Here is a 26,570-nt window from a genome sequence, read left to right as displayed (position 1 = left end):
CCAGAGGTTTTCTGATAATATTCAGGATGGCTTTTACAGTCACATTCAGCGCCTTTTACAATAGGACATTCCCCAGAGGTTTTCTGATAATATTCAGGATGGCTTTTACAGTCACATTGAGCAGGTTTTACAGGACATTCCCCAGAGGTTGCTTGACCATATTTAGCACAGATTTCACTGTCATATTTAGCGCATTTTACAGGATAGTGATCGGAGGTTTTCTGACAATATTCAGTCGGGCTTTTAGAGCCATATTTAGTACAGGTTATAGGAGAGCATTTGGCACGAGTTTTAAAGCCATATTCAGCACAGTTTATAGGACAAAAATTGGCACGGCTTTTTAACCCATATTCACCCCGGATTACAGGACAGCATTCGGCACGGCTTTCAGGATAACATTCAGCAGGATTTTTACCACCAAATTCGGCACAGTTTAAGCTTATCGGACAGCATTCGGCACGGCTTTCAAGGTCACAACAAGTGACTTCTTGAGAGAGAATTTGCTCCATCTGCACATACAGCGAAGCTGGGTTAGAAGTGGCAAAAAACGTCACATTTCGCCCTAGTTTTGGCTGCCACTCATTGATAACAACCCAAGGGGAAATAGGAATGCCTGCTATGGCTATTAGGTAGTCGATGCTGTAATCCGATAAATCTGCATCTTGGGCAACAACTAAGCCGCCACTTGTCAAGACATTGTGGATGAGTTCTTGCAGAGTTTGCAAGATGGCGACTCGGTTTTCGCGGCAAGTTGAGCTGTTTAAGGCGTGCCAAATGACTTGTTCGCACTCATCGATGATGACGATCGCACCGAACCAATCTTCAGGATTAAAATTAGCTTGAGACAATGGGTGGAGGCTGTCTATGCACAAGCCGTATCCGAATAGTTTACCCTCGGCTGAGTCCCTGGTTTCGTCGATGTAGTTGATTCCTAAGCTGGCGCAGATAGCCCTGCCTAGTTGAATCCTATGGGTAATTATCAGCACGCGGCGATCGCCTGTGTCAAGGGCTTGTGAGACTAAGTTGGTCAGGGCTTGGGTTTTGCCGGTGCCTTTGGGGGCTTTGATGCAAGCTAACCCGGACTCTGGATAGGGGAGTTTTCCCAGATAGCGAGAATTTAGCTTTAAAGAGGCGGGATAGGTTAAAAGCCATGATTCCCTAGCGAGCCAGAATTGGAAGCCTTGCGCTTCATTTTTGAGGGCGCTGAAGGCATCTGAGCCCTTCGATACCACGAAATCGTCAACGCCTTTTTCTGGCCCTGGCAGGTTGATGACTTTGACGGGGCATTTGGCGGAAGTGAAAAGGCGACCGAGTTTGCCAATTTCCCGGTTGACGTTTTGGATGGTTTGGCGTTTGCTGTCGCGGTCAAAGCAGATGTAGATTTCACGTTCCTCTGTGGCGAAGTGTTGCAGTTCGGGGATGAGGTAGGGGTCGCATTTTTCGCCTTGAGGGGTTTTGGTTCTGACACCGCCGGTGACACCGGGGAGGGCGATGGCGGCGTAGCCCAGTGTGAGTAGGCATCCGGCTTTTTTTGCGCCTTCGACGATGATGACCGGGATGTTGTTGTCCCATACCCATTGCCAGAAGCCAAGTTGTCTGTCTGAGTTGTCGATGGGGACACCGTAGCGTTTTGCAACTTTTGCCCAGATGTGATCTGGGACTTGCAGGAAAAAGGCTCTGGTGGGGGTTTTGGGGGGATGTTCGTATTTGACGGGTTTGATTTTGCCTTTGGGGTCAAAGGCATTTCGGGGCTGGTGGGGTTTGAAGCAGCCCCAATACATGGGTTGCCAGTTGTTGAGGGGGTCAAGGCCTGAGCACCACCAGCCACCGTGTTCGATGTGGCTGTAGTGCTTTCTGGCCCACCGCCATTGTGCGTCGGGGTGGACTCTGCCGGAGGCGGCGTTGATTTCGTACAGGAGGTATTGGTACGGGGTGTCGCCTGAGAGGGTTTGGACGTTGAGGGCGATGATGTCGGGGTCTATGGCCGAAGCCAGCCATTCGGACAGTGGGGAGATGGGCGCGTTCACAGCACACCTCCGGTGTTGGTGGAAGGTCGGGGCAGCCGGAAGCGGTTAGGCGGGGTTGAGGGGGCTTTTCGTAGGGGTAAGGGTGTTTCTCTGGTGTCAGCAAGGCTGCGGGCAATTCCCGTGCGTTTGGTTTGACGGCAATGCTTCCAGCACCTCAGATAAATTTCTCTCGTCACGTTTTATATTGGGCAGAATTTGAAATCAATCCTTAGCCTGTCTGACTCGGCTGCTGTGGTTAGTGACACTCCGTTAAACTACTCAAACTACTCAGGAGATTTTTAGGCGCTGAAAGCTATACAGGACAAAGGTTTCAAATTTACAACTTTTCCGAATACCCCCTAAACTTTTCCGAATACCCCCTAAACTTTTCCGAATACCCCCAAAGTGTTTAGGCGCTGAAACCATTGTCAGATAAGAGATTCAAGCAAATTTGCCAATTTTTTAGGTGTTTAGCGGTTTAAACACTCTGCTGCTCAAAAAGCTAAAAAGACCCCCTGAATTGGGAGTCTTTCCGCTGGATGCAAGATGCCTTTTGGTTGGCTAGTTACTCATTTAAGCCAAGGTGACGAATTATCTTGGTTTTCAGGCTGGGCTTGATGGTATGTGGATAGCAGCCGTTCTCAATCTGAGATAGCTGGGATGCTGAGATACCCAGCTCTTTTGCCATTGTTCTCAGGCTTTCTTCCATAGTTTTCCGAGCTTCTCTCACCCATTGACCAAAAGCTATGGGTTCGGTTAGGTTGGCTGCTGGCTGAGCTGACTTCTGCTTGCGGGCGGGTCTTTTGGGCGGTTGCGGTTGCTCTGGTTTTGATTCGGGTTGTTGTGGGTGTTTGGGTAGCGCTTCTGGCTGGCGTAAAGTCCCGTTAAGTTGTAGCCAGGTTTCAAACCAGTGATTGGGCTTTTTAACTTGGCTGTTTGGATACGCCCAGTCAGGGACATCGGACTCGTAGTCAAAGAGGTAGGGGTATTCAAAATTTCCCAGTGTTTTTAGCCCTCGATCGAAGCTGCGCTTTAAATTCGAGGCAGTAACTCCGTTTCTCTTGGCTGTCTCTATGTCGTTCTTATACCCGATTCGCGTCAGCAGTGTTTCTATTTGATACCGACCGCTTTTGTGCTGTTGCAGGGCAAATAGGGCAAAATAAGCCAGTCTGAGAGCCATTTTTTCCTGGTAATAATCTAGTTTTAGCGCCTCGCTGGTAAGGTAGCCAAATTCCCGCAAGTATTCGTGACCTGCAAATTTGTCAAACCATTTGCCAGGGCGATAAGTGATTTCAATATCGATCAAGGTGTTTTTTTCTTGATGAAACACCTCGGTAATTTGAAAAATCTCCCAGAGATTGGAGTGTTCAATAGTAAATATTTTATTGCGTATCCGCCAAGCTTTAACGGAAACTTCTAATCGTTTTAGCAGATATCCATGATAGGCTAAGGCTCTTAGTTTTTCTTCTTTAGAAAGGTATCGGGCTGGCTGGCTATTGGCGTCTCGTTCGGCTTTTGGGATGTAGTGTTTCTTTTTGTTATTCTCACCAAAGTCAGCTAGGAGTTTAGATGCTGATACTGTAATTTGCTCTCTCCCGACTTCGGGCTTGCGGAAGGCAATCATTGCCAGTGCATAGTGCAGTTTGAGGGTTTCTTCTCCGAAGTTCTGGGCGATAATTTCCTTGGCTTGATAGGCAATTTCAGCAAAGTCTGTTAGGTCGAAACGATCGCGGATTTGCAATTCAACTCGACCTTTGGAAAAATCTTTGCGACCATTCAAACTGGTTTCGCTTATTTCCCAGAAATCCATACCAGTGACTCCAGCCGTATAGATTGTATCTGTGATTGCACTACTGGGGCATTCTTCGTAGAATTTTCTTTGGCAGAGGCGGGGTTCTGTAGATGACTTATGTGACCGTTGCGATTGCTTTGGCTCCGCGTAGGAGCTGTTGCTAAGGTTATTAGAGTCTATATTAACCTCAAGGTTTTGATTATCGCAGATTTTCTTGCCAGACATGGGGGTGATCTGTCTCCACCTGTTATGGTCGGTCCATCGTGCTTGTCAGGTTGATGGGTTTGCTAATTACAAAGTTTTCTCGCATTACGAAGTAAATCGCTCTTCTGTGGGGCCGTTGCGATCGCTCACCCAGTAGCGGCGGTGGCAGGGCTGGGGGTAAATGTCAGCGATCGCTATCAACTCTCCTCCGTCTTCGCGGTTTCTGAGTTCTTTTGCTTTTGCCAGTCTTTGATTGCCCTAATGACTACGTAAGCAGCGCCGTTGGCGGCAATTGGCGTACCGGTGATCGGTCCGTAGCCTTTGGGGTAGCAGCGGTATTGAGTGCCATCGGCTTTGTCTACCGTCCAGCCGTTGGTTACGGCTTCTTTCATTTGGGCGGGAGTCAGTGGCTTTTGCTGCCAGCCCGTGCCTTGAGGGACTTTCTTGCCGTCGAGCAAGCAGAGTTGCCAGTCTTGAGGAATCCGCGACAAGCCCTGGTACAGGCGGGTGCTTAGGTCGTTGTAGTGCATTTTGGCTCCTATTCCAAAGGGTAGAGGAAGCCGAATGTTGGAGCAGCAAATGTCTTAAATACTAGAAATTCTAAGACATACCTATTGATTCAGTGCTTCTAATGGTTTAATATGGAAAAACCATCAAGGCAGCTTTAACAAGTCGGCCAGAGATGTACCATCATCAAAAGCTGGCTCTAACAATTCGGCCGATAGATGTGATGTACCGCCATCAAGAGTCGGTTAAGTCCGGTTGATGGAAGTACAGTCAAGAGTCTGCCCGATCTGGCAGTTAACTCTCTCGTCAGATGACAACTTCAGTAGGTCCGGTGGCTATCGCTGTCAAACAGCCGTCGGTGTTTAATGTCTGGGAAGAGTCCAGTTCAGAAAAAAATCAGAATGGGGATTCTAAGGTTGTTTTTCTGTACAACTGTATCTCTTCCAGTATCTCTTCCACTGGTAGAATAGCCTCACTTGCGATTCCGACTAGGATTAGGGTGAGGCAAAATTTTTAGAGGGTATGATAAAAGTATTTATCATTTAACTAGCATATAGCCGAGTATAACTTTGATCAAGTAAAGAATTGTTACGTTTTGGGTCAAAGTATTAGTGGCTATCATTATCCCGTCTAAGGCTAGCGATTGGAGCTTAGATTAAGTTAGGCGAATCATACTATTGACTGTAAAACGAGTTATTCTGGTATAATACAGGCGATACAATTATGCCTGCGGTAACTCCTTAGCTAGTAGAAAACAGGAATGTCAACGAAAGTAGAGGAAAATTTAGCACTCGATAGTGGAATCCAGAAACGTCTCGGTCAGTTAATAGAGGCGTTGGTGGAGGATGAGCGCGTTGGTAGTTCTAGGGAACTAGGAAGGATTACAGGAGTTTCATTCAACACGCTGGTGAACTGGAGCGAGGGCAAAGCCGATCCCAGATTGCAAAAGTTAGTCCAGTTTGCCTATGCGATCGGTTGGTCTATGACAGAGTTGATGCAATATGCGGAAGGGGATGAAGATCCCTATGAGGCGATCACTCGTAAAAAAAAAGCACGACAGCAGAAGTATCGGAAAGCGTCTTAACAAGAGAAAAAGATCCATTTATTCAATATTTCAATGCCACGGTAACTGCCGAACAAATTCAGAAGCGCAACTTATTTTTACAACGTATTAAAGCTGATTTATTACCGGATATAACATCCCGCAAAAGGCTTTATGTCTTGTTAATAGATAGCATGGCAGTTAAGGGTATTTCAGAATTAGATATCTTTGAAAAAACTTCTATTACAGAAAAATTACTGTTGAAGATTCGGAATCTAGACATGGAATTTCAGTTCGGTCGTTCCTACTTAGAACAGTTAGCGCCCTATCTTTTTCAAGTGGAGGATTGGGAAGAGTTAAGACCTGTTTTTAAGGTGCCATACATCTCTTATCAGGGGTGGGTTGATAATCTGATTGAAGACTTACAAGTGGCTGAACCCCTATCTATAGCTATAGCTTCAATGAGATAGTTCCTAAAAAATGACCGATAAATTTGAGATGGGAAAGTAGGAACTGAGGTCAAACTTAGAGTTAAATAACCAAGTTTTTTGTTGCTGAATTGAGGTAGGGTTTAGCAATCGCGTGCGGTGAGTAATGCTCGATAGGAATAATTAATTGAATATGGAACGGGAACATCATTTCAGCAAGGCCCAAAATTCATACATTTGAGCATCTCAGCAAGCATCTTGTCCTTGTAGTTCAAGATTGCGTGATTGATTATATGCAACGTGGATTTTATTTTAAACATATTCAAGAGGCACGTCTTGGAGAGCCCATGCAGTTTCACTCTTACGAACTGTTAGCAGAAACAGGGAGCTATGGCATCCAACTTAATAAGCGTTCGAGTACGGATGCCAATGGAATTGCACAGTGTCCAGGTCTACAAACCAGTCCAAGAGTAGAGCTTGAGGCAATGTTAAGGCAGATAGAAAATAAGTTACCGCAAAGCACTTTGTTGTCTGTAGGCCTGCCATTACCAGTTTCTACACATGAAGACGTTACCGATGACAGCTAACGTTCTCGATCGACACTTCGGACAGTTTTAGAGTGTCAACCATAGAATGCGGGTTTTAGCCCGAGCTCAAAGCAAAACTACCAACAAAAAATTAAGGATTTCAGGCTTTGAGCTAAAAACTATCCGGACTATTGCTTGATACGAAGTTGAAATTTTTGGTTGAGCAAACGGATTTAATTTCCTGGAGTTCTAGTTAAAGGGAGAGCTTATGAGATGGCGTTTTTGGAATTTCATACAAAGGTTCGCGGCTCAACCCTAACTGCCCTAGTGAAATAACAACAGACATTGATAGATTAGTTTTCTCAGCAGCTTTAGCAATAGCTGTGCCATTTCGAGCTAGAGCGATGAACTCTCGAACTTTGAAGACAACGGGGTCATTGGGAGGCGTGTAGCCTCTTCGGATGGCAATGTCTAATCCCCCTTCGATGTCCCTGAGCGCCGCCGTTCGATTGTCTGCTAAAGTTACGCTTGGCTCCTGTCCAGGCACTACCGTAGAGATGGCAATGCCATTATTAGTAGGTTGCCCGTCCCGGTGAACGACATTGAAAGTATAAAGGCGTTCAATTCCTTCAGGAGAGCGAGTTTTAACAAACAGGTTAGTAATGTTGGCTGTTGTAGCGCCAGGGAATTGTAAGGGTTGAATCGGTTGGACAAATATGGTTCTAGCTTGGTTAGTTTTTAATTCAGCATCAGTGTTAAAGACAGCCCTGGACGGATCTGCCAACCGGATGTACATAATGACTTCACCAGTCTGGCTAAAGTCAATAACGCTGGAACGGCCAGACCATACTTGAAGGTTGGTAGTTGCATTTGTTGCTGCATCTCTTCCTACAATTTTTAGCGCCGATGTTTGAGCTTGCCCAATATTGACAGTGCTGAATGCAGTGGCAATTATTAAGGCAGGAGAAAGTAAAGCCAGACGAATTTTCCGAGAGAGTTTTTTCATGGTTATATTACCTCCAAGATTTTTGTATAAAGCCCGGTCTGAGTAAGCCGAGTCATGGAAAGAGGAAGTCCAAGAAGTGATTCTTGGAATCTCCGTTCCTTTAGGGCGGGGAAGATGTCAACTCCGTTATCTCTGCACTGTGACAAAGGCATTGACGAATACTGAAACTTGAGTTCCTTCTGGTACGATCGCCACGTTGCCTCGCTTCAAAAGTTCTTGCGCGTTGCGATCCGATCTTTCTCGCAACCGTTGGGCAGTAGGTGTAAAGAATCCCTCTAAAGCGGCTGCTAAAATGTTAGGTTCAGACGAGGTTGTTGTTTTAACAGCCGTACTTCCAAAAAAGCCGCTCTGCTGGCTGAAAGTTTCTTGGGCTGGTCGATTAATTATTTCTCCTACGCGCCCCAAGCTGCCGAGAATTCCCACTAAAATATCAGCCTTGGCTATTTCAGAACCTCTATCAAATAAACTGTCGGCAATGAGAGGTTGGTTATCGATTCCGCGAACGATTAAGTATCCGGGAGGAATGGGTACTTGTTGGATGCGGCCAGCAGAATCGGGGTAAACAAGCGCCACCACGCTTTGAGAAACCAGTCGATTTCCGCGCGTGACATTTTCTACTTGAGTGATTAAGACGGTGCCGGACGGCAAGGCGATCGCCCCATCAGTTGCCATTATGTCCTCGGTCAATTGGACGGCAAACCTTCCGGCTGTTGGGCTTTGACCTGCTTCGTCCCAAATCATCGGCACGATTACCTTGGCAAGAGCAGATGACCCGATGGCTATCTCTCTCATTGCTGTGCTGCCTTCAGTGTTTTCGCCGGTCGTGCGGTTGAGGATTCCAGCTTCTCCAGGGCTCATGGCCTTGGCGTTTACAGCCGAGGCAGCAGCTCCAATTGCGATCGCGGGTATCTCTTGCATTGGTGCAGCCGATTGTGGGCTTTTTGGCGAACTGACTAGCACTGGCTGCGGGTTTTGAGAAATCGGCGGCACCGGCTGCTGTTGCGACAATGGTACCGGTGCTACTACTGGCGCAATTGCTACTGCACTGGGGGGCGGTGCCGGTACTGGCATTGCTGGCGGCACGGCAGGGTAGCTTGCCGCTGTCATCCCCGGCGCGATTGCGCTAGGAAAAGTTGCGGAACTGGCAGAAATACCTTCAGCATTTAGCTCTTTAACTGCTTGACCTCTGCTTTGCCCCAGAGAAGCTAATTGCGCCCAGCGCTCGTAAGGGTCTACTTTTTCTGGTGAAGGCGACCGGGGTGGTGGCGCAGGTCGAAGTGCCAGCAGTGCGGGTGGCGGCACAGGGCGCGGTAATGGCGTCGGACGAGGGCGAGGCGGGGGCGGTGCAGGCGGCTGTTCCGGGCGCGGTAATGGCGGCTGTGGAGGAGGAATGGTCTGTACCGTCCTTGGCGGTGGCGGATTAAAGTTTTGAACCTGCCTCGGGGTTTGAGACCTTCTAGCGGCTGGTGCAGGTTTTGGTGCAGGCGTCGGTTTGGAAGCAGGGGTCGATCGATTTTTAGGTTCAGGTGGCTGAACTTCTAGCGCCCGCTGCTGATCTTGAAATGCCAGTCGGCTTTTTAGTTCTCCTGACTCGTCTTTAGAAACTTGAGTCGGTTTAGGGTTCGGCGTCTTTGCCTGTTGGCGGACAGGTTTAGGAGCAAAGAACACAAACCAAAAGAATCCCAAGATGCCGAGAACTGCGCCAGTACCCATTAATACTGAAAACGTCCGAACTTCGGGCTTCTCAGAAACAGAGCGGGTTTCTGCTCCTTCGCTGTCCTGTTTAATTCTGTGCTCGGAGGCCAATAATTCATCGGCGTCTCCGTCATGCCCTGCCAATTCTCTTTCCTCCTCACGGCTCAACTTTTTGCCATTGCTGCTAGGGCCATTAGGAGCGTTAGCTGCCTGAAAACCGTTAGAACTGTTGGAAAAGTTATTGGCTGCATTAGAGGAGTTGTTGCCATTAAAACTGTTGGAAAAGTTATTGGCTGCATTAGAGGAGTTGTTGCCATTAAAAGGGTGGCTAGTTGTGCTGCTAGGCGGCGTACTGTAGGAACTTTCTTCAATTTCATCGGGTTCGCCATCAAATTCGCGCCAATTTTGAAGTTCTTTTTCGTTCATGTTTTTACCTGCTATTAATTGGGTTTAAATTCGGTAATTTTGTTGATTTCTAACCCCGCCGAGCGAAGCTCATAAACTTTTTGTTCAAAAGCTGAGGCTTGGCTACCTAGCGGCGGGGTTTGGATTTCTACAGCTTTGATTCGGAAAGTGCGATTGAAAGGAATTCTTTCATCGATTCCTGACGTGCGATCGACGAGCAACCGGGTAGCAATCATGTCAATTTCCCATTCGCCCGGACGGACTTCTCTGGGTTCGGATAAAAAAGAAATGATGACTGTTGCTCGCAATTGACCCGTAAAAACTTTATTGGGGACGAGTTCAGCTATGTCAGGGAGAGAAGCTTTGCCAAAATTGGGTTCTAGGAGTAACGAAGCAAAATAGCTGCTGGTAGGAACTCGTTTGGAATTGACTTTAATTCCTGAATCTGTATCGTTAGTTCCTGGTATTTTATTGTCCCAGTTGAAGGTTAACTCGGCCCAAGTTTTGACAAAATTTTGGATAACTGAGGGATACCGAAAAAACCTGTCTCGTTCCGCTACATAGTAAGTTTGACCGTTGATTAGCTGGACTTGCGTTGTCTTCATAGCAGCTACCGAGTTGATTCGGTACGCGACGAACAGGTGCAGAATTAGGGAGAGGATATTCACTCCAGTTAAGATGAGGAAGCACAATGCCAGTAGATTTTTAGCTTCTGGCAACAATGCAGTTTGTGAAAATCTTTGTACCTTCATAAAACATTTCGGTAAGTGTGAAAAACCCGTAGTTTTAAGTTAGGGATAAAACACGGCACGAGTAGCTTTAGCTACTTTCCAGTCCTGGCGCTAAAAGCACCTGTGGTTAGTGACCGAATAATTAGTAATTCGCAATGAGTGATTCGCAATTTTCCATTGAAAGAAACCGAGCGCTGAAATAATTAGTATTTCGGGATTTATCATTAGTAATTGATAATTCAGGATTAAATAAACCGAGCGCTAGTTCCGAAATACTAATTATCAAGAAACGAATTACTTTCACTACCCCGCATTTATGCGTGGGTAATTACGAATACTCAATTCCGAGTTACATTGACATCACTTAAATCCTTTGTTCATTGCCAAATTAGCGGCTGCTCCTATAGCGTTGCTCAAAACATCGACGAGTTGTTTGGCATTGCTAGCGATGCCGCTGTACAGGGCAATTCCTCCTCCGCCGGCGATTAATAGAGCTAATCCGGGTGCGAAAATGCTGATTAAAAAGAGAAAGGCAACATCGCTAGCTAATTCGGCTCCAGAATTGACTAGCACGGTGGCTGCCAATCCGACGACGATGTTATATCCAAGTTGGACGCCAAATAAACTCAGAAATCCAGTTGCCCAAGCCCAAATCGGTCGGCCCTGCAAGGGAAGCAGCGACAGCCCCATCGCGATTGGCGAAAAGAGTGCTGTTAGTAAGAGCGCTGCTTCAAGGATGTTGACAAACGCCCACTGGATGCTATATAGAATGAATCGGATGATTGGCACTGCTTTTTCTCTAAACACTGAACCGGGGTCAGTTATAAAAGTCGCGGCATCTTGAGCAGCGCCGGGCAAGCTATTATTCCAGAGGATTTCAGCAAAAGACCGCAGCGCTTGCAGAGGGGCTGAGCCGGCGGCTTGTCTTTCAGCTTCGCTAACAATTTTCTGAGCAGCTTCTTGCTTGGAATTCCAGCAAGTAACCAGTTCTTCTCCTACTTTATTTCGGCATTCGCCGTAGAGATTTTCTAGTTGTTGCCGGCCGATGTTGCTGATAGTGACGTTGGCGATCGCGTCCCTAAATGTCATTTCTCCTAGTTGCGCTTCGAGGACACCTTGGACTTGCCTGTAAGCAAAGCTCCTGGTAAAAATGACGGTATTTGCTAGCAATTTGCCATTAGCGCCGAGGAACAGCATGATGACGAGCGGCCAGACGAACAGTGCTGCCAGTTCTGACCACGACTGCTTTTCGATAATGTCTTTCCCGCTGCTTAGAGTTAAGAACAGGATGCTGACGGCTGCTAGGGTGATGCCGAGCGATACTATACCGACCCACAGCCCAGAAGCGATCGGGTCAATGGTGCTAATCCAAACTTTGTCCCAAGATTCTGAGGTAGTCTTAGCCAGGTTAATTGACTCGCTAACAATGTCCAAGGATGACCCTTCTGCGCCACTCGTCGGTGGTGTAATTTGTGCTAGAAATTCTCTCATTTTTTTTCTATGGAAAAACTTCAACTTTGTATTCAATAACACGGTCAGTCTGCACGCAAACTAGGCAATAGTCATCGGTGATGTCTGCTTGCTCCCCAACTTTGCATTCAAGCCAGCCGTGTTATACCAAATCCGGGTTAAAAACCCCTTTATTGCTGGAGAGGGGGAGAGGGGGAAAAATTAGCTCGCGAGTTCAAAAAGGGGGTGAGTAACCCGGATTTAGTATTAGAAGCGCTTGACAAACTTTTTAAGAGCGATGCTTGACAAACTTTTTAAGAGCGATGCTTGACAAACTTTTTAAGAGCGATACAGTCAACAGCTACGCTCAATTTGTGTGGTCAAAATCTTTGCTAAGCCAAGAGATTATCGCCGATTCAATTTAACGGCTCGGAGCATTAATCGGGAGCGACGAACCTGTTAGTTGAAATCGGGGTTGTGCTGCTGCCGCTCGGTTTTCCCAAGTAGCCGCCGCCGGGGAGCATCAGCATTCCCGCCTGGTAGCTGGCTTGGTTTCCAGACGCAGTGCTGCCTCGGCGCTCGCCCGTGTTAATCGCGGATATTTCCTTAGCAGCTTGCGACAGCAGCACGTTATTAATGGCCCGATCTGTGCGAGCTTGCTGAGCTTCCTGTAAATTTCGCATCTGGACTTGTGCGCCCAATGCGGTCTGCTGCGAGAGGTTTTGGAGAATTTGTTGAGTAACGTCGAGGCTCTGCGATTCTTCGCCCAATTGGACGTTTTGTTCGGTATCTTGTCGAGTTGCTTCTAACACTTGGAAGCTGTTGTTTTGAGCTTCTTTGCTGAGGGTTGCTCCGTCAGCTATGCCGATAGCGGCGCTGCGCTGAGCTTGAGCGTCTAAGTCAGACATGATGGTATATGAACCTTTGCCATCTAATTTGCTCGACTTTGTTTCGAGTAAATCAGACAGTTTCGTTCCTTCTGTCTGGGATGTTGGAGCTTTAATAATTTGGCTGCTGACTTGGCTCAAATCAGGAATTTGGATAGCTCCGAGAGAAGAGGAAAGGAGTTCGTTTAAAGAGCCAAATAGCTCGTTTTGCACGAAACCTTGGATGTCGCCGATAAAATCGTTGACTTGTTTGAAAACATCTTCAATGGGAGCTAAGAAACTTCCCGCAGTTGGGGCTGGAGCTTTCACGGCCGCTTCTTGTGTACTTGGCACGAAAACGCTTGGGGTTGGAGATTTCACAGCCGTTTCTTGTGTACCGGGCACGAAAGGAGGAGTTGCTTGAGCTAAACTTGGCCTGACTTGAACGATTAATTCCAAGCTGGCTAATAGGGAAACTGCTGCGAGTTTTGTAGCAGGTTGCTGCATCAATTGAAGTCGGTATTTCATGGGAGTTATTTTGGTATTTTTGCAAAAAATTGAGAATTGTTGCTGTGAAAGTCGGATGCCATTTTTTGTTGAGCCTTGGCAGCTATAGTAGTAATTTTTAAATTTTGACCAATGTGGTCGAAGCCTTTTCCTTCTTTCACTGCTGCAATGTATTCTTGGGTGAAATGCTTTAGCCCTTGAAGCTGCCCTTTGAGGGTAGGAGGATATTGAGCCATGATGCGATCTCGGGCTTCTTTTTCATTTTGATTGTTAGCAACTGATGCCAACATCATCTCTCCGGGGTAGAATCGCGATCGCCAAAATCTTCCTCCTTTCTCAATCAGCCAGCACGAGTAGAGGTCAGCAGCTCTTGGCAGAAAAGATTCCGTTGCATTTGAACTGATAATTTGCGGATCGTACCCCAAATATTTGTGAGCGGCTGCCACCCCAGAATTGGTTATTCTTCCGGTAATTCGGTAGACCATATTTTGCAGAATTTGTGCTCCTGCGGAACATTCGCAGATAGCATCAAAATCTTGGCTCAATAGCAAGACAGCTATGCCATCTTTTCTGCCAGTGGCGCAGAGTTCGCCGACAACTGATGCAAAACCATCTTTTTTGAGTAGGACGCTCAATTCATCTCCAATAAATAAGCTTTTGGGGTGAGAAAGAGCGTTGCGGATGCAAGCAGCATGGGCGTTAATTGCCATTAAATAGGCATCTTGTTCGTTAGACAGCCCCGATAGGGCAAAGAACTTAACAGCAGGTTCCGGCGAAAACGTGCTGGGCTGACCGATCGCTTTTCCCAAGCGGGATGTTAGCAAAGCACTTCCTTGGCTGAGGATTTGATTGATGGCTAGCCTATCCAGTTCTTCAAACGATTTGAGGTTGAGCCTTTCTTTGCTGCAAAACCTCAGCAAATCTTGGAGAGTTGGCATTTGCTGCCATTCGGGAGATTGCCACCCTCTTTCAAATGCCTTGTTGTAGCGAGCGATGATTTCTGGATCTCTAAGGTACATATCGAGCATTCGCAGGATAATTGAATCTACCCGCTGGGCTAAGTGGGGATGGTGAATTTTGCCCATTGCGATCGCCACCAGAGCTTTGCGGATAAATTCTTTCCAAGATTCCATCCGTCGCTCTCTTTCAGCTTTGTCGAACTTGCGGAGGTCTGGCGGTTCTACTAAATTGCTAGATCCTTGACTGATGTCGTAATATGCGCCTTGGTCGCCCAAAAGTTCGATCGCGGTTTTGAAGGTACTGTTACCCCCGCTGCTGATGTCCATCCCGACAACAGGGATATTATTCGCCAGAGCTTCAACGGTAAAACGCCACCCCAAAACGCTCTTGCCTGAACCAGATTCGCCAGTAATTAAAGCGCGGCTAATTTGGCTGTAGAACAAGTCAATAAAAATTGGCTTTCCGCCTCGATGGGTAATAAATTCAACTCCTTTTTTATCCAAATCGCGGGGAACTGTTAGTGGCAGAATTCCAGCAGCAGTTTCAGTGTCGAGGGTGAGGCGGCGTTCGCTCAAAAATGAACCGCTATGCAGCAACCATTTCCAAGTAATGGGCAGGCATTGCAGCCAAATATCCCAGGCAACGTTCCGCTCGCGGATGACTTTCGCAGTTCCAAAACTATTAGAGAGTACGTTACAGGCTTGGCTTAATTCTTCCGCAGTGTTTCTGTACACTAAAAAGGCAACGGCTGCATTGAGGGGTACGGCTCCTTGGTAAAGCCGGCGCTGGGCGTCGAAAGATTCCTCCTGTTTAATTTCAGCGCCAATATCGCGCCCTTGCCCTTTAGTTATAGCTCTGCTGCTAGCGGCTTTTGCTCCTTTCGCTTGTCGGGCCAAATTATCATTAATTACAAGGGAATTTCCGGCGCTAATTTCTACAATAGCTTCTGTATCGCGGACGTAGCTTGAGGACATCACCTCCCAAATCCATTTCAATTGCTGCCGGGTATTAATCCAGCCTGCGGGCGCGTCATACATTGTCAGAACAGCGCATTCTTTTCCCTTTCCCGTCAGATAGACGCGGTTGTTGCTCTTGCGGTGTTCGGGGCAGGAGGATACGCCCTTCGTTCCTTCAATCAAAACTGTAGAAATGTGTTTTTCAGTCGTCTTAATTTCACTGAGCTGATAGCCAGAAGGCGTTTCTTCAAGTTTAACAACTTGAGGGATTTGCGGTGGTTTACTGCTGTTAAATCGCTGCCACAGCCACTCCCAAAGTTCAGATGAATTCATGGGACTAATTTCGAGTCCCATTTTGGTATTCAGGAGGATTTCCCAGCGGAGGAATCCTTGTTCAAAAGAGTTGAGTAGCAGTTTCGTGTAAAATTGCTCTCTGTAAATTCGCGTGTTGCCCGCAATGGTTTCCACAATCGAATCGCACAATTTTTTGACCCCATCAATGGCTTTGCCAATGAAATCCCTGGAGATGGTTTCGCCTTCGTTATCGGCCGTCCAAGTACAGAAAGCAATTTGCTCCCATACCTGCCTGGTACCTTGATGAGTTTGTTGGCGGAGGCGGTACTGTTCATTTCGGAGCAGTACAGATACGGGTTGGAGTTCAGCGGTGTCAGCCAATTGCTCTAACTCTTTTTGCCTCGCAGCATCACTGCTGTAACAGCCGGCGCAGAAAGTGATTTTTTCACTGGGTGGGATGTCTTTCATTCCTTCTTCAAGAGAAGCTGCAAATGCCGACACTTCGTTCCTAAACAGTAGGTTGTGAAGGCCTCGGAGGCGGAATCCAAATACCAGTTGGTAGTTAGTCCCGTTATTGAGGAGCATCCCAGACACTTGCCTGCCATCTTTTTCAATTTCCACCAAACAGCAGAGGTTAATTTCATTTTGGAAAGGCATAAATTTGCTCCTTCCACCATATTGATTGGGTACAATTTTGGGCTTCAATTTGACTCGCATTTGCGAATCGTAAGGCTTGCCTTGGATGCTAGGAGGGCGCAGGGAAGAGATGGGAGAAATATAGAAGCTGTCGCCGTTGCACCACTCATCTCCGGGGGGCTTGCGGAACTTGTCAGTAAAAAGGTGGGGTTGATTTCCTGTTAGGAGCCACCAGCTTACAATCAGCCAAAGCGAGACAGTGAAGAACCAACCCAGTCCCAGGCTAAATAGACCCATCGTTAAGATGTATGCAATGGCAGTCAAGAAGCACCAAGGTAGAATTTGATTGGCTGGAATAAACCCGATACTTGCTTGTTTGCCCAGGATTTTATTGACTCTGATAAAGTCTTTTTCTGGATCTTGCAAAGCCATTGGTGACTCCTTTTTCTTAGTTCCAAAAGGTCAAACTTGTAATCACTCCCAGCGGAGGAAGGTTGGGAACCAAGCCGGCTGTAGTACCGCTGCCGTCGCCGACGAACAAGAACGTTACTACGTCTATGGCAATCACAATGCCGAAGGCGAGGGCAATTTGGGTGACAATTGGACGCCAATCATTGCCTTGCTGCGCTTGGTTGTAAGCGAATAAAGCTGCGGCGGCTACTAGCAAGAGAAAGACGCCTCGAATGGCATTGAAAATTAAAACGATCGTTGATTCGTCAATGGCTGTTCCTCCTCCTGCTGCTCCAGCTTCGCTTGCTAGATTGGTCATAAACGCTTGGAGACCGCTTAGAAAAATGGCTTGTGCTGGGGTCTGAAAGTTATTCAGGAACATTGTTACTGTTATGACAGCGACAGCTAAATGCCAGAAGCGAATTTTGCTGCCCAGCAGTTTTTCGAGGATGGGAACGCTGCGGGTAATTTGCCATAGTCCGAAGAACACCAGAGATGCACAGCTAAATACGCTGACAAATAAGGGCTGGACAAGAGTTAAATAAATGGCTGCAATTAGGCAAATTGCAATGAAGGCTAAATCGGCGTTATTGAGCTTGAATTTACGCATGAATGTGCTAAAATGGCTGCGGCGCTTGTGGGTAATGCCTAGGTTAGTAACCCTTGCGCGATCGTTATGAGAGCGGTAGTTGTTGTTCAAGTAATCGTTTTGCATTGAATTTTTCCTCAAAGTGGTTTAAGCTTGCAATTCGTTGCGGTCTTCTCGCGACTCTTCTTTGCGTTCTGGCGAGGTATAGTTGTAGTCTTTAGATGCTTGAGAATCTCTAAATTGAGTTTTTTGTGGCTCTGGGGAGCCGACTACAGCTTCCATTTCTTCAACAGCAATGTGGCACTGCCGAACCTCTGGCGGCTTTCCTTTGACCAGAACGGCATCGAACACTTGTGCGTCACCTTGGCGGGGGTCAGTTCCTATCAGTTGTTTTGACCCGTCCGGCAGATCCAGTATTTCAAATTCGTATTTGACTGCCCCGGTCGTGCCGTCTTCGCGACGCGATTCTTTCCAAGGAAACACTGGATCTTTTTCCCCGCTAAAGCGTTTGGGGAAGGTGTCCTGAAACTTTTCAACTAAAGCCTGGGCAGTTGCTAGCTTGTTGTATTCTTCTTCCGACTGAGGCAATTTGAAAATGGCTTCTCTTTCTTCGGGAGTTAGTTTGTCCCGATCCGGCTCAAATTTCCAGCGCTCGCCATTCTTGGTTCCCGAAAAAATTTCGGTATTATCGCTGCCTTTTACGACAACTTTAACTTCGTTGTTTTCAGCAGTTACATTCAAGCTGCCGCCACCATCAAAAGCAATACCCGATTGAGGAGACTGCCCCGTAGCTAAAGCATAATTGACCAAGCAATCTGCTACAGTTTCTCGCTGCTGCTGTACTTTTGTTTGAGCTACCATTTTGCTAAGAAGATCCTCTGGTTCGCTTTCCTCCTTGTCGATACTGTTAGGTGCCGTAACGGTTGGCTGAACTTTTTGACGAGTTTCTGGCCCTTGTGAATTAGGATTAAATTCTGATTCAACAGGCATCTGAACGGTCATTTTATGTTCCAGTTTGTCAACGATACTTTCAAGGCGATCCAACCTCTTTGAGAGGTAGCCTAAATAGTCTTGAATTTGGTCTAGCTGTTCGCTGATGCTGGTATCTTTATCGAGCTGTAGAGGCTTAGATTTCTGGGAGTTTGGGTTGAGCTTGCTCTCTAGATCGCCAATCTTTTCGCCAATTTGAGCTGCCTTGGTTTCGGGATTGTTGATTTTAATCCCGTCGGTGACCTTGGCTTCAATGTCGCGATCGCTTCTCTGAGGCTGGCTCGTTTCCAATTCCTCTGGTTCAGTTGCAGCAGCCGGTTCTAATACCTGCTTAGCCCGTTCAGCAAGTTTTTCAGTGCGGGTATCTATTGCCTCTATGCCGGAAATGACATCAGCGTGTTTAGCACGAGTCGCAACTCGGTCGGCGCGATCGTTTAATGAGTCAATTTTTTCGAGAATTTTTTCGAGTTTTTCTGCCTGTTCCTTTTCCCTCGCTCGTTCAATGTAATCAATTAGATCTCCAATACTCTTGGCTCCAAGTAGACCCATTAAAGAGACAGTTTGGACGGTTAAGCCACTTACGGTTAATCCGTTAATTTCGCTTCCCATAGAAGCGACACTTGCACCTTGACGATCGGTTTCTTTTAGAACAGTTTCAAGGGTGTCGAGGAAGGGATATTTTGCGTCGGGGTGTTCAGCAAGTTTTTGCTTGATTTGTCCGTTATCATTCTGAGTTAGAACGCGGCGATTTTTAGCTATCTTGCCCAATACACCATTGGAGATAGGAGTATCTTCATCATCAGAAAGTAGTTCTTCAATATTATCTTCTTCCTCCTTTTTTTGCGTTTTGCTGGCATTTTTTTGAGAAGCTACTGACTTTCCTGGCTGGCGTTTGGACTGCGATGACTTGCGAGTTTGCGTATGGTGGCTGGGAAAGTCTGCATCTTCTTCTAAATCGCTTAAGTCATCTTCCAATTCATCATCTAGTTCTAAATCGCTTAAGTCATCTTCCAATTCATCATCTAGTTCTTCATCAAATTTTTCGGAAATGCCGTCCTCCTCTAATTCATCACTGGCATCCAGCCCGATTAAGTCCATAATTTGGGATGGAGTATAGTAATTGTTATTGTCTTTCGTTTCAACGCCAGCCTGTTTCAAATTTTTAACTAAATAGACACCGCTGGTTCTCTGGCTGGGGTCTTTAGTTAAATAGAAAACAAAGCCAGACACCTCGCCTCCTTTTCCTTCAGTAACTAAATCCATGCTGACACTAGCTTTCTGATTGCCAGAATCATTGATTCTGTCGGGTCGTTTGTTGAAGGATTCAACGAAGTTTTTGAAATCTTCCCAGTCGTCAATGCCACCTTCTTCTTGGATTGTTTCTATGGCAGCATCGAGGGTTTCCTGAATGTGTTCCAGTTTTTTGACGTGTTTGGGATCTGTGGCTGTTAGGACAGACCAAGTACGCTTTGGGGCAGAAAATTGTCTTTTGGAGTTGGGCTTAGTTGATAGTTTTGCCGCCATTTTTTCTCACCTCCTACGAGGAAAATCGAGGTTATCATTAGGTTTGAGCTTGAACTTTCAGCAGCGCTTGAGATTGTCAAACAGGACTATTGGCTAGTTGAGCGATCGCTTTATTGGTAATCCACAAGCGAGGGTCTTTGTTCGCAGGTTTCGCTCAAAAGTTCTCTCCTGACTTTCCCTCTTAGTTCTTGGTGATATTCGCCTAGCATTCTGCTGAATTTTTGCAGAAGTTCTAGGCTTTGTTTGGGTAACTTTCCTGCTTTTACTGCTGTCTCTACACCTCTGGTCATTTTGCAAATGTGTGTGCTCATTATTCGCAGTTGAGTACAAGTTCCTTCATTGATAGCGGGAACTGTGTGGTTAAGGCTAAAAGCGCGTTTACGCAAGTAGTCAGACAGGTTTTTTTCACCTGCTTCTGCGGCACGTTTCACTAAATCTGCCTTTTCAAAGGTGGTTAGGCGCACTCGGACTACTTCAGTCTTCCCGTTTGGTTTGGAAAGTTTGTTTTTGGGGAAAGTTGCAGTTTTAAGCACATCAATTTTCTAGGGCTAACTAATGGTTTATTAAGGCAAAGTTAAAGAGCAAGGGATTAGGTCAGAGCGATTGTTGGCATCACAAGTTAATTTAATGCTGAGCAACCGATGCTCGCTACAATTTCCTGAACCTTGATGGCAAGGTTTGCGCCGTAATTCATCCATTGCTTTCATTGATTCAATTTTCAGCAATTCTGTTGGAGATGAGGCTGTTTCTTTCGGTTTATGTTTTGTTCGGTCACAAGTTGCATTAGTGAGAAGCTACCAGAGTATTTTTTATCATCCAGATGGCTGATTGGAGGGTGAATACTGCGGATTGGATTGCTTGTAGCCTTTGACTATGTTGTTGTTTGAAAGTTGGCAAAGTGCATCATTGTTGAGTATGGTTTGCAGCCAATCGTACTTTGTTGTTGAGGACGGTTTCTGGTTTGCGATCGCCGCCGCTCAACAAAGTCTTAATATTTCGTGCTGGAAGTTTAAGCAAGTCTGAGTTGATATTCCCAGAAGAATCGCTCTGTATTGTTCGGGGTGCGACACAAGTATTTCCAAATGTCCAAGTGTGTGTCCATTGCCAAACCTATGACGATATAAGATTCTTCATTGTCTGTCACTGCATCCCCAAAGTTAAAATCCGGTTGCGCCCAATGGTCAGGCAGGGCGATCGCATTCGGTTCAGGGGCAGTAGCATTGGTTGGATGCGCCATTTCAGTCGGCGCGCAGTGTTTTTGCGGCATTTGGTCGATTTTAAGGGCAAGTGAGCGCCCTGCTTACTGGCGGTAGCCAGAGGAGAGGTATCCGTCAGCCACTTGTGCTGAAGCGAAGATATGTCGTTGCCCTTTGCACAAATTCTGACAATTGGGTGATTTGGGCGATTTACTCATTTTTACCCCCCTATAACGTCTATTTGACATGGCTTGCTATGCGACTAGCACACTAACTAGGAGGATTTAAGAGGTGTTGGAGTACAAAAAATCTATTAAAAAGCAGCGAAATTTAATTTAACTTAATTAAGATTTGTGAAATTTGGAGGAAAATTTAGGAAATATTAGGGAGAAGTAGGAGAAATTAGGGAATATTAGGAAATATTAGGAAACAGAAGGGTTAAAATATAAAGCTTTTTGTGGCTTTCAGTAACAATCGTGATCTGTTCTTTCTCACAAAAAGTTGCACCCTCTGTGTGGAGGATGCAACTCATGCTTTTTGTTAGCAGGTGCTATTTCTTAGAAGAACCTGACCTTTGTCGTAATATCAGTGGGGTTAGTACCTGGACCAGCGAGGCAACAGAGCGGATTAAGAAAGCGATCGCTAAAATGAGTCAGCGGATTTAGGCTACATCCCTCTAGCTATTGAGACTTGCGATTATGCCTTATCCATTGCTACAGAATTAGGCATCCCATTAGCCCAAGACTGTCAGGAGTTGAAAGAAAAATTGCTGAGCGAACAAACATAAACTGTGACGAATCAGTGGCAAATGTTTAATAGGAGAGTAAAGAGGGATATTTATCAAAATGACTAAATGCGATCGCTCCCATTTTCAACTGACAGCAAACTCAGTAAATTTTCGTTTATAGGGAGCTTTAAACGCTAAAACTATATCTAGCTTAGGAACTCCAGCTTCTACTAATTCGTTAGCAACTCCGATTTCTGTACCATCCCGTTCGATCCAAATTTTGCCATCTTTAATCTCCACGTAGATGATACAGCCAAATACTCGTGTTAAATCTTGCCAACCAATATTAAGAACTTGATAGCGATCGCGTTCCGTATCAAATATCAGTTGGACTTCAGTCTGGCTATTTGACCGATTTTTGGCATGACTTTTAAGAATTGTTTGCACTACTTCACGGTAATTCATTCCTTCCATAGAACAATATCCTCTCGTTCGGGGTTAAAAATAAGCAATTTGAGTTGATGTTCTGCAATTACTCTTTGAATAAATTTACGACTAAAAAATTCATCGTAAATATCAACTGTAATTGCTAAATACAAAGTTCTCTCGGGCTCTGTCAATCTCAAGGCTGAACGGTAGTTGAGGCATTGACCAAGTGCTATGTGAAACTCAGTCACGTCTGACGCTCCTAGAAAAGATTTTACCTCTACTGCTATCTTTTGACCAGTCTTTTCAGCAGCTAGGATTCTCTCTGCTGCTAAGTCTATGTAAAAATCAATATCCTCAGCTTGAATAAATAGAGGATCGTCTGTAATTGTCCACCCATCTTTTTCGAGAGATGTTTTAACTGTATTGTGAAAGAAATCTTTAGCTGACATTAAGAAACTTTGTTTTCAAGCTAATTGTTAGGATAGCACAAGTATACTACAGAGATTTGCGAAGCGAAGCGTTCGTCTAGGACGAGGGTAAAAAGTGGTTTAAGTATAATCCATAACATACTTTTAGCTGTGCGTACAACAGAAGTCAATGGAAAATTTTCCATTGACTCCTAGGCGATCGCCCCCTAATATCAATTCCGGTTAGACCGGAATGATGATCCGTGGTCCGTGGTCGGTGGGGGAATGTGGAATTATTGACCTTGACTTTATCATTCCCATCCAACCGGAAACGATATAAAACCCAGCCACCCCCACTCGACTAAACCATTTCCAACTCCCTCGGTTTCGATTCAGTCGGAGGCGTGAGAATAGTTCGGGACTGGGCCAAATCTTTTTCCCGTTCTACAATCATCTCTTGAAAACGAGTCGCTGCTTGCTCTGTCAGGGGAATTTGAACCTCCCCGGTGTCAACGTTGGCTTTAAACACGGTGCGCTTGGACTCGTTTCTGACAAAGCAATCGCCGTTCGGCTGCACGTAAGCCGTCCATTGGTTGTCGCCAAACTTGAAGTGTTGGGTACTATCGGAAGGAAGGTGCGACTGCGTAACGGCTGTCTGTGGGCACCGCCGTTGCTTGTAGGTTTCCAAGACGACGCCCAAGAGGGTGTCTTGCAGAGAAAGCCGCCAGTTATCAGCTTTAGCGTTAGTGGTGTCGCGTTTTCCGTTATTAACGGCTGTTTCTAGTTTTGAAGCCCATTCTTGTGGGAGTTTTGGGGGTAGGGACGTGCTATCATTTTGTGCGATCGCTCTACGCCCAGTTTTCGCCAAGTCAGAGCTCTGAGATACTTCAAGTGAATCGATCGCGGGCAATTGAGTTTCAGGCAACCGAATCGATTCGCGATCGACTTTCAGCATAACCGACCTGCCGCCTTTGTCGGGGGAAAGCGTCGCCTCAAAAGTTGTTCCAGGGGGAAACTTAGGACTTTCAGGGGAAAATGTTCCCAAGTTTTTCCCGTCCAACTGGATAATGGGAGTGCCTTGAAATCGGTAATACTTCTCGTGAGTGGGAGGTAAGTCTATCGTTCCCACTTGCAGAGTTACTTTCCGATCCTTCCATTTTGACTTGGAGAAATCTTCCTCTGAGTAATCGTTATCGGGATGTTTGACATTGACTACTTCTATTTGATTTACCCGATAATTTGACAAAGCATCGGAGATTTCATCCATGAATAATTTATAGACAAGTGCGCCTCTACCTGCTTTATCTTGAGACTCAATCCACCGACAATCGACGGGAGGGACGATGAGGAGTCTGGTTTCATTACCGGAGTAGTTGGTTACTTTCAAAGAGTCGGTATCGATGCGATCATTGGAGTTGTCTCCGTATTTGGCATCTAGTTTCGCCACCATGCTTTGGGGTAAGTTTTTGAATGCGAATTCAACTAACGGCAATTCGGGATGAGCAGTGGCTTCGTATGCAATCCCTTTGCTATCGAGTGCGTCTTTCCATTGGTTAGGAAGGTCAATGGTTCTGCCGTCTTTAGTTTTCACTTTCTGGAAAGGAACTTGCAGGACGTAGACATCTCGCGGTAAGGCTTCGTGGAGCAATTCGTAGTCTTCTTGTAGGGAAAAGGTAATTTCCAAATTCTCTGCTACCTTCTGGCAAATTGTCCGGTGTTTGCTCAGGTTATCGGAAGTGTGGGTAGCTTGGAATAAGGCATGAGCAGCCCTGGTTTTTCTTTCAGGAGTATCCCAAATTTCGTCAATCTCCGCTCGATAACTGTCATAAAGTTTGCCCATTTCCTCTTTTCGAGTTTTGATATCGCTGCCAGTGCGATCGTAGATAATGCTTTTGTCCTCTTGAAAGCGCTGCACCAGGTCTTTCGCCCATTGCAATTCGTTTTCTTCCCAAGGCAGGTCATTTTCTTTGCTGTGTCGGTACTCGATTCCTCTCTCTACTAAGGCATTTTTGTACTCATAGGAAACGTGCAATTCCTTCCCTTCTTTTTCATACTCAATGCCTGCTGCATCCAGTTGCTGGCGATTGTCTTTTGACACGATTAAATGAGCCGGAATTGGGGGAAGAATGTGCTGAAATTCATCTCGGTTGCGGTGGATGAGCCGCGTCTGTTCCCAATAAGGGTTAACGGCTTCTTTGGCTAGGACGTAAACAGCATTGGGAAAGTCGGCGGGCATGGGAAATTGTTTGTACAGTCCATCGTCTCCTTTGTACTGGAAAAAGTAAGTGCAGCTTTTGTGTTTCTCGCACCATTCATCTACTTTTTCTAGTAAAGTGTCGGGATTTAGATTTGTTTTCTCTTTCACTTCTTTGGCATCTTTACCCCGCAGCGAGTTTTTCTGGTAGTCAACTTCGTACTGTTCCATGATGCTGAGAGCAGCGATAAATCGCTTTTGCTGCTTGATAAATAGCTTTTCATCTTCGCCGGGGTTGGGGAGTGCTGCTGCTACTTTGCCAATGGCTAAGGCGACGATTCCGACTTCATTTTGAGAGCTGGCAACTCCAATTTGTTCTAGGGTGGTAAATTTGCGTTGACCTGCTTTAACTTTACCTTCTCTGACTTCGGGGTCGTCTTCTCGATACCGAGCTTTAGTATAGGGAACTTTCTCGGCTTGTACCACTTCTCCGAAGTCAAATAATCCGTCTTGTGCTGGTAAGATTTGTTGGGCAATTTGAGGGATTTTTCGAGATTCGATGCCAAACGGTTCGTCACCGTCAAAGTCTCCTTGATGGAACTTTTCTAAGTCTTTGGGATTGAACCAAATTACCCCTTTGATTTTCGACATGACAGCACGGGTTTCCTCTGGAATATTTTCCAGGTTTTTTGCGTGTACATTTTGATATATCCTCAGACCATCTTTGTTGAGAATTGGGAATCGACCTTGAACGCATTCTCCTTCTTCTAAATGGTTAGCGCAAACCGTGCCTTTGGGTAAATTTTCGCAGGGTAGAGCCATTGCAGAAGTCATTGATAAAGCTCCCCTGGTTGCCAGATTTCGCCATTTGGATGCCAGCCACCTTTCTGCCATATTGGTGAATTCGGGACTGCCTATCATCAGTCCGAATTTATCGGCTTTGAGCATCTGGATGTCCTGTCTTTCCCGCTTTTTATCCTCGGTATTTTCCTCGCTGTCACCGTTAATTTCGTCGTCAATTGTAGTTGATAGTTTTTCCTGCTGTTGTTTGAGTTTTCTTTCATTCAAACGCGCTAAAAATGCTTCGCGCTTGTCATAATCTTCAATCATCGCTTGGCGCAATTTCATGGGGTCGCGTTGCAGTGCTGCCAGTCTTTGGGCTTCGGCTTTAGTTGTTGGTACTAAGTCTTGCCTTTGGGCTTCTTCGTCGAACCAAACTCCAGTAGACTGCCAGCTTGTTTGAGTGATGCCGATTTGACTGTTTTTGCGGTTTCCAAGGATGGCTTTTGGTAATTCGTAATCGCCACAAGGAATGAGTTCTTTGAGTTGTTTTTTATTGATGCCTTTGATGCTGGAACGGTCTAAAATAAGTTGAGGTTTGTTCCCTTCAGAGTCGGCGTCGGAGTCGAGTAAATTGTCATCGGGACGGAGGGTTCCTTTAGCCAGAAAGCTGACTTGGGGTGAGGATTCTGTATTTTCTGAATTCCAACTGCGTAGCCAAGCGAAACGAAATTGGCTGGCTCGATTTTTCTCGCCGCCGATGCTTTTGAGTAATTCGGAACTGATGGCACCGTGACAGTCTCCGGTTCGATATTTAGCATATTGCGGGTCGGTGAAATCAACAATTTTTACTCGCAGGTTGTCGCATTCTGATACGCCGGACATACAAGTGCTGACTAGAAGGGAACCGTAGCGACAGGCGGTGTCTTTTTCGGTTACGAATAAGTCTCCTATCTTTTTGGCTAGGGTTTCGTCGCCAAAGTAATAACTATTGCCAGATTGAAATATCATGCGTCGCTTGATGCCGTCTTCTGGGTCGTGGATGCTGGCACGTAATTGGCTAGGATCTGGATTGGATTTGTCAAGTTTGACAATCATTAATGTCTTCAGTTCCTCTGGTTCAAATATTGCTTGCAAAATCGAGTGCCGCAGGATTTCTGGGTTGTTGAAAAATTTTCCTACATTTCGACCTTTGGCATCAGTATAAGCGGCATCAAAAACGGGAATCTTGAGTCCTTGTTCGGTAACAACTGTGGCGACCATGAGTTGATTT

At 46.0% G+C, this 26,570-nt stretch carries 20 protein-coding genes; 3 read left to right on the top strand and 17 right to left on the bottom strand.

Translation table 11 applies throughout. The features are described 5' to 3' along the window. The 4 genes from QUA54_RS06245 to QUA54_RS06230 form a co-directional block, all read right to left on the bottom strand. Positions 1–2,027 (bottom strand): DUF3854 domain-containing protein (locus QUA54_RS06245; protein ID WP_333413850.1); only part of this gene is annotated, 2,027 nt, incomplete at its 3' end. Next, positions 2,024–2,203 (bottom strand): hypothetical protein, encoded by a 180-nt coding sequence (locus tag QUA54_RS06240; RefSeq protein WP_333413849.1) that lies wholly within the window; start codon positions 2,201–2,203, stop codon positions 2,024–2,026. The genes QUA54_RS06245 and QUA54_RS06240, both read right to left, overlap by 4 nt. 368 nt (positions 2,204–2,571) lie before the next feature. Then, positions 2,572–3,816 (bottom strand): helix-turn-helix transcriptional regulator, encoded by a 1,245-nt coding sequence (locus tag QUA54_RS06235; protein WP_333413848.1) that lies wholly within the window; start codon positions 3,814–3,816, stop codon positions 2,572–2,574. Between the two features lie 383 nt (positions 3,817–4,199). Beyond that, positions 4,200–4,532: a DNA primase gene (locus QUA54_RS06230; protein WP_333374435.1), complete on the bottom strand. Its 333-nt coding sequence runs from the start codon at positions 4,530–4,532 to the stop codon at positions 4,200–4,202. A 737-nt stretch (positions 4,533–5,269) separates the two neighbouring features. Between QUA54_RS06230 and QUA54_RS06225 the strand changes: the two genes are divergently transcribed. The 3 genes from QUA54_RS06225 (at position 5,270) to QUA54_RS06215 (ending at position 6,566) form a co-directional block, all read left to right on the top strand. Further along, entirely contained in the window at positions 5,270–5,593 is a 324-nt protein-coding gene (locus tag QUA54_RS06225; protein ID WP_333150566.1) for a transcriptional regulator, read from the top strand. A gap of 152 nt (positions 5,594–5,745) precedes the next feature. Further along, complete coding sequence (locus tag QUA54_RS06220; protein WP_015211730.1) at positions 5,746–6,021, top strand: hypothetical protein; 276 nt, start codon at positions 5,746–5,748, stop codon at positions 6,019–6,021. Positions 6,022–6,272: 251 nt separating this feature from the next. After that, positions 6,273–6,566 (top strand): hypothetical protein, encoded by a 294-nt coding sequence (locus QUA54_RS06215; RefSeq protein ID WP_333413847.1) that lies wholly within the window; start codon positions 6,273–6,275, stop codon positions 6,564–6,566. Between the two features lie 193 nt (positions 6,567–6,759). Here the strand turns inward: QUA54_RS06215 and QUA54_RS06210 are convergent, their stop codons facing one another. The 13 genes from QUA54_RS06210 to QUA54_RS06150 all read right to left on the bottom strand — a co-directional run bounded on the left by QUA54_RS06210 (position 6,760) and on the right by QUA54_RS06150 (position 26,560). After that, on the bottom strand, positions 6,760–7,512 hold the full coding sequence (locus tag QUA54_RS06210; protein ID WP_333413846.1) for a hypothetical protein: 753 nt from the start codon (positions 7,510–7,512) through the stop codon (positions 6,760–6,762). Positions 7,513–7,638: 126 nt separating this feature from the next. Then, positions 7,639–9,633, bottom strand: a complete 1,995-nt coding sequence (locus QUA54_RS06205) for a hypothetical protein (protein ID WP_333413845.1) — start codon at positions 9,631–9,633, stop codon at positions 7,639–7,641. A gap of 14 nt (positions 9,634–9,647) precedes the next feature. Further along, a complete protein-coding gene (locus QUA54_RS06200; RefSeq protein ID WP_333413844.1) occupies positions 9,648–10,217 on the bottom strand; it encodes a hypothetical protein in 570 nt (189 codons plus the stop codon). A gap of 486 nt (positions 10,218–10,703) precedes the next feature. After that, complete coding sequence (locus QUA54_RS06195; protein WP_333413843.1) at positions 10,704–11,834, bottom strand: hypothetical protein; 1,131 nt, start codon at positions 11,832–11,834, stop codon at positions 10,704–10,706. Between the two features lie 395 nt (positions 11,835–12,229). Further along, positions 12,230–13,186: a hypothetical protein gene (locus tag QUA54_RS06190; protein WP_333413842.1), complete on the bottom strand. Its 957-nt coding sequence runs from the start codon at positions 13,184–13,186 to the stop codon at positions 12,230–12,232. Positions 13,187–13,191: 5 nt separating this feature from the next. Beyond that, the gene (locus QUA54_RS06185; protein WP_333413841.1) at positions 13,192–16,443 is read right to left on the bottom strand and encodes a hypothetical protein; all 3,252 of its coding nucleotides are present in this window, start codon (positions 16,441–16,443) and stop codon (positions 13,192–13,194) included. A 16-nt stretch (positions 16,444–16,459) separates the two neighbouring features. After that, positions 16,460–17,176 (bottom strand): hypothetical protein, encoded by a 717-nt coding sequence (locus tag QUA54_RS06180; RefSeq protein ID WP_333413840.1) that lies wholly within the window; start codon positions 17,174–17,176, stop codon positions 16,460–16,462. Between the two features lie 21 nt (positions 17,177–17,197). Then, positions 17,198–19,564: a hypothetical protein gene (locus tag QUA54_RS06175; protein WP_333413839.1), complete on the bottom strand. Its 2,367-nt coding sequence runs from the start codon at positions 19,562–19,564 to the stop codon at positions 17,198–17,200. A gap of 110 nt (positions 19,565–19,674) precedes the next feature. After that, positions 19,675–20,097: a plasmid mobilization protein gene (locus QUA54_RS06170; RefSeq protein ID WP_333413838.1), complete on the bottom strand. Its 423-nt coding sequence runs from the start codon at positions 20,095–20,097 to the stop codon at positions 19,675–19,677. Between the two features lie 476 nt (positions 20,098–20,573). Then, positions 20,574–20,831, bottom strand: a complete 258-nt coding sequence (locus QUA54_RS06165) for a hypothetical protein (RefSeq protein ID WP_333413837.1) — start codon at positions 20,829–20,831, stop codon at positions 20,574–20,576. Between the two features lie 800 nt (positions 20,832–21,631). Continuing rightward, positions 21,632–21,961: a XisI protein gene (locus QUA54_RS06160; protein WP_015211742.1), complete on the bottom strand. Its 330-nt coding sequence runs from the start codon at positions 21,959–21,961 to the stop codon at positions 21,632–21,634. Next, positions 21,949–22,365: a XisH family protein gene (locus tag QUA54_RS06155; RefSeq protein ID WP_015211743.1), complete on the bottom strand. Its 417-nt coding sequence runs from the start codon at positions 22,363–22,365 to the stop codon at positions 21,949–21,951. Before QUA54_RS06155 ends, QUA54_RS06160 begins: the two co-directional genes overlap by 13 nt. A 319-nt stretch (positions 22,366–22,684) precedes the next feature. Then, on the bottom strand, positions 22,685–26,560 hold the full coding sequence (locus QUA54_RS06150; RefSeq protein ID WP_333413836.1) for a hypothetical protein: 3,876 nt from the start codon (positions 26,558–26,560) through the stop codon (positions 22,685–22,687). Positions 26,561–26,570: the final 10 nt, after the last annotated feature.

The organism is Microcoleus sp. MOSTC5 (assembly GCF_036701825.1).
GTDB lineage: Bacteria > Cyanobacteriota > Cyanobacteriia > Cyanobacteriales > Microcoleaceae > Microcoleus > Microcoleus asticus.
Note: the sequence above shows the minus strand (reverse complement) of the source record. Positions and strands in the feature narration are given on the sequence as shown.

Coding starts and splice junctions, on each gene's coding strand:
- QUA54_RS06155 (WP_015211743.1), bottom strand. CDS start 22,365: ATGTCAGCTAAAGATTTCTTTCACAATACAGTTAAAACATCTCTCGAA.
- QUA54_RS06205 (WP_333413845.1), bottom strand. CDS start 9,633: ATGAACGAAAAAGAACTTCAAAATTGGCGCGAATTTGATGGCGAACCC.
- QUA54_RS06215 (WP_333413847.1), top strand. CDS start 6,273: ATGCAACGTGGATTTTATTTTAAACATATTCAAGAGGCACGTCTTGGA.
- QUA54_RS06165 (WP_333413837.1), bottom strand. CDS start 20,831: ATGCCGCAAAAACACTGCGCGCCGACTGAAATGGCGCATCCAACCAAT.
- QUA54_RS06210 (WP_333413846.1), bottom strand. CDS start 7,512: ATGAAAAAACTCTCTCGGAAAATTCGTCTGGCTTTACTTTCTCCTGCC.
- QUA54_RS06230 (WP_333374435.1), bottom strand. CDS start 4,532: ATGCACTACAACGACCTAAGCACCCGCCTGTACCAGGGCTTGTCGCGG.
- QUA54_RS06185 (WP_333413841.1), bottom strand. CDS start 16,443: ATGGCTTTGCAAGATCCAGAAAAAGACTTTATCAGAGTCAATAAAATC.
- QUA54_RS06195 (WP_333413843.1), bottom strand. CDS start 11,834: ATGAGAGAATTTCTAGCACAAATTACACCACCGACGAGTGGCGCAGAA.
- QUA54_RS06235 (WP_333413848.1), bottom strand. CDS start 3,816: ATGGATTTCTGGGAAATAAGCGAAACCAGTTTGAATGGTCGCAAAGAT.
- QUA54_RS06150 (WP_333413836.1), bottom strand. CDS start 26,560: ATGGTCGCCACAGTTGTTACCGAACAAGGACTCAAGATTCCCGTTTTT.
- QUA54_RS06180 (WP_333413840.1), bottom strand. CDS start 17,176: ATGCAAAACGATTACTTGAACAACAACTACCGCTCTCATAACGATCGC.
- QUA54_RS06225 (WP_333150566.1), top strand. CDS start 5,270: ATGTCAACGAAAGTAGAGGAAAATTTAGCACTCGATAGTGGAATCCAG.
- QUA54_RS06175 (WP_333413839.1), bottom strand. CDS start 19,564: ATGGCGGCAAAACTATCAACTAAGCCCAACTCCAAAAGACAATTTTCT.
- QUA54_RS06160 (WP_015211742.1), bottom strand. CDS start 21,961: ATGGAAGGAATGAATTACCGTGAAGTAGTGCAAACAATTCTTAAAAGT.
- QUA54_RS06200 (WP_333413844.1), bottom strand. CDS start 10,217: ATGAAGACAACGCAAGTCCAGCTAATCAACGGTCAAACTTACTATGTA.
- QUA54_RS06220 (WP_015211730.1), top strand. CDS start 5,746: ATGGCAGTTAAGGGTATTTCAGAATTAGATATCTTTGAAAAAACTTCT.
- QUA54_RS06190 (WP_333413842.1), bottom strand. CDS start 13,186: ATGAAATACCGACTTCAATTGATGCAGCAACCTGCTACAAAACTCGCA.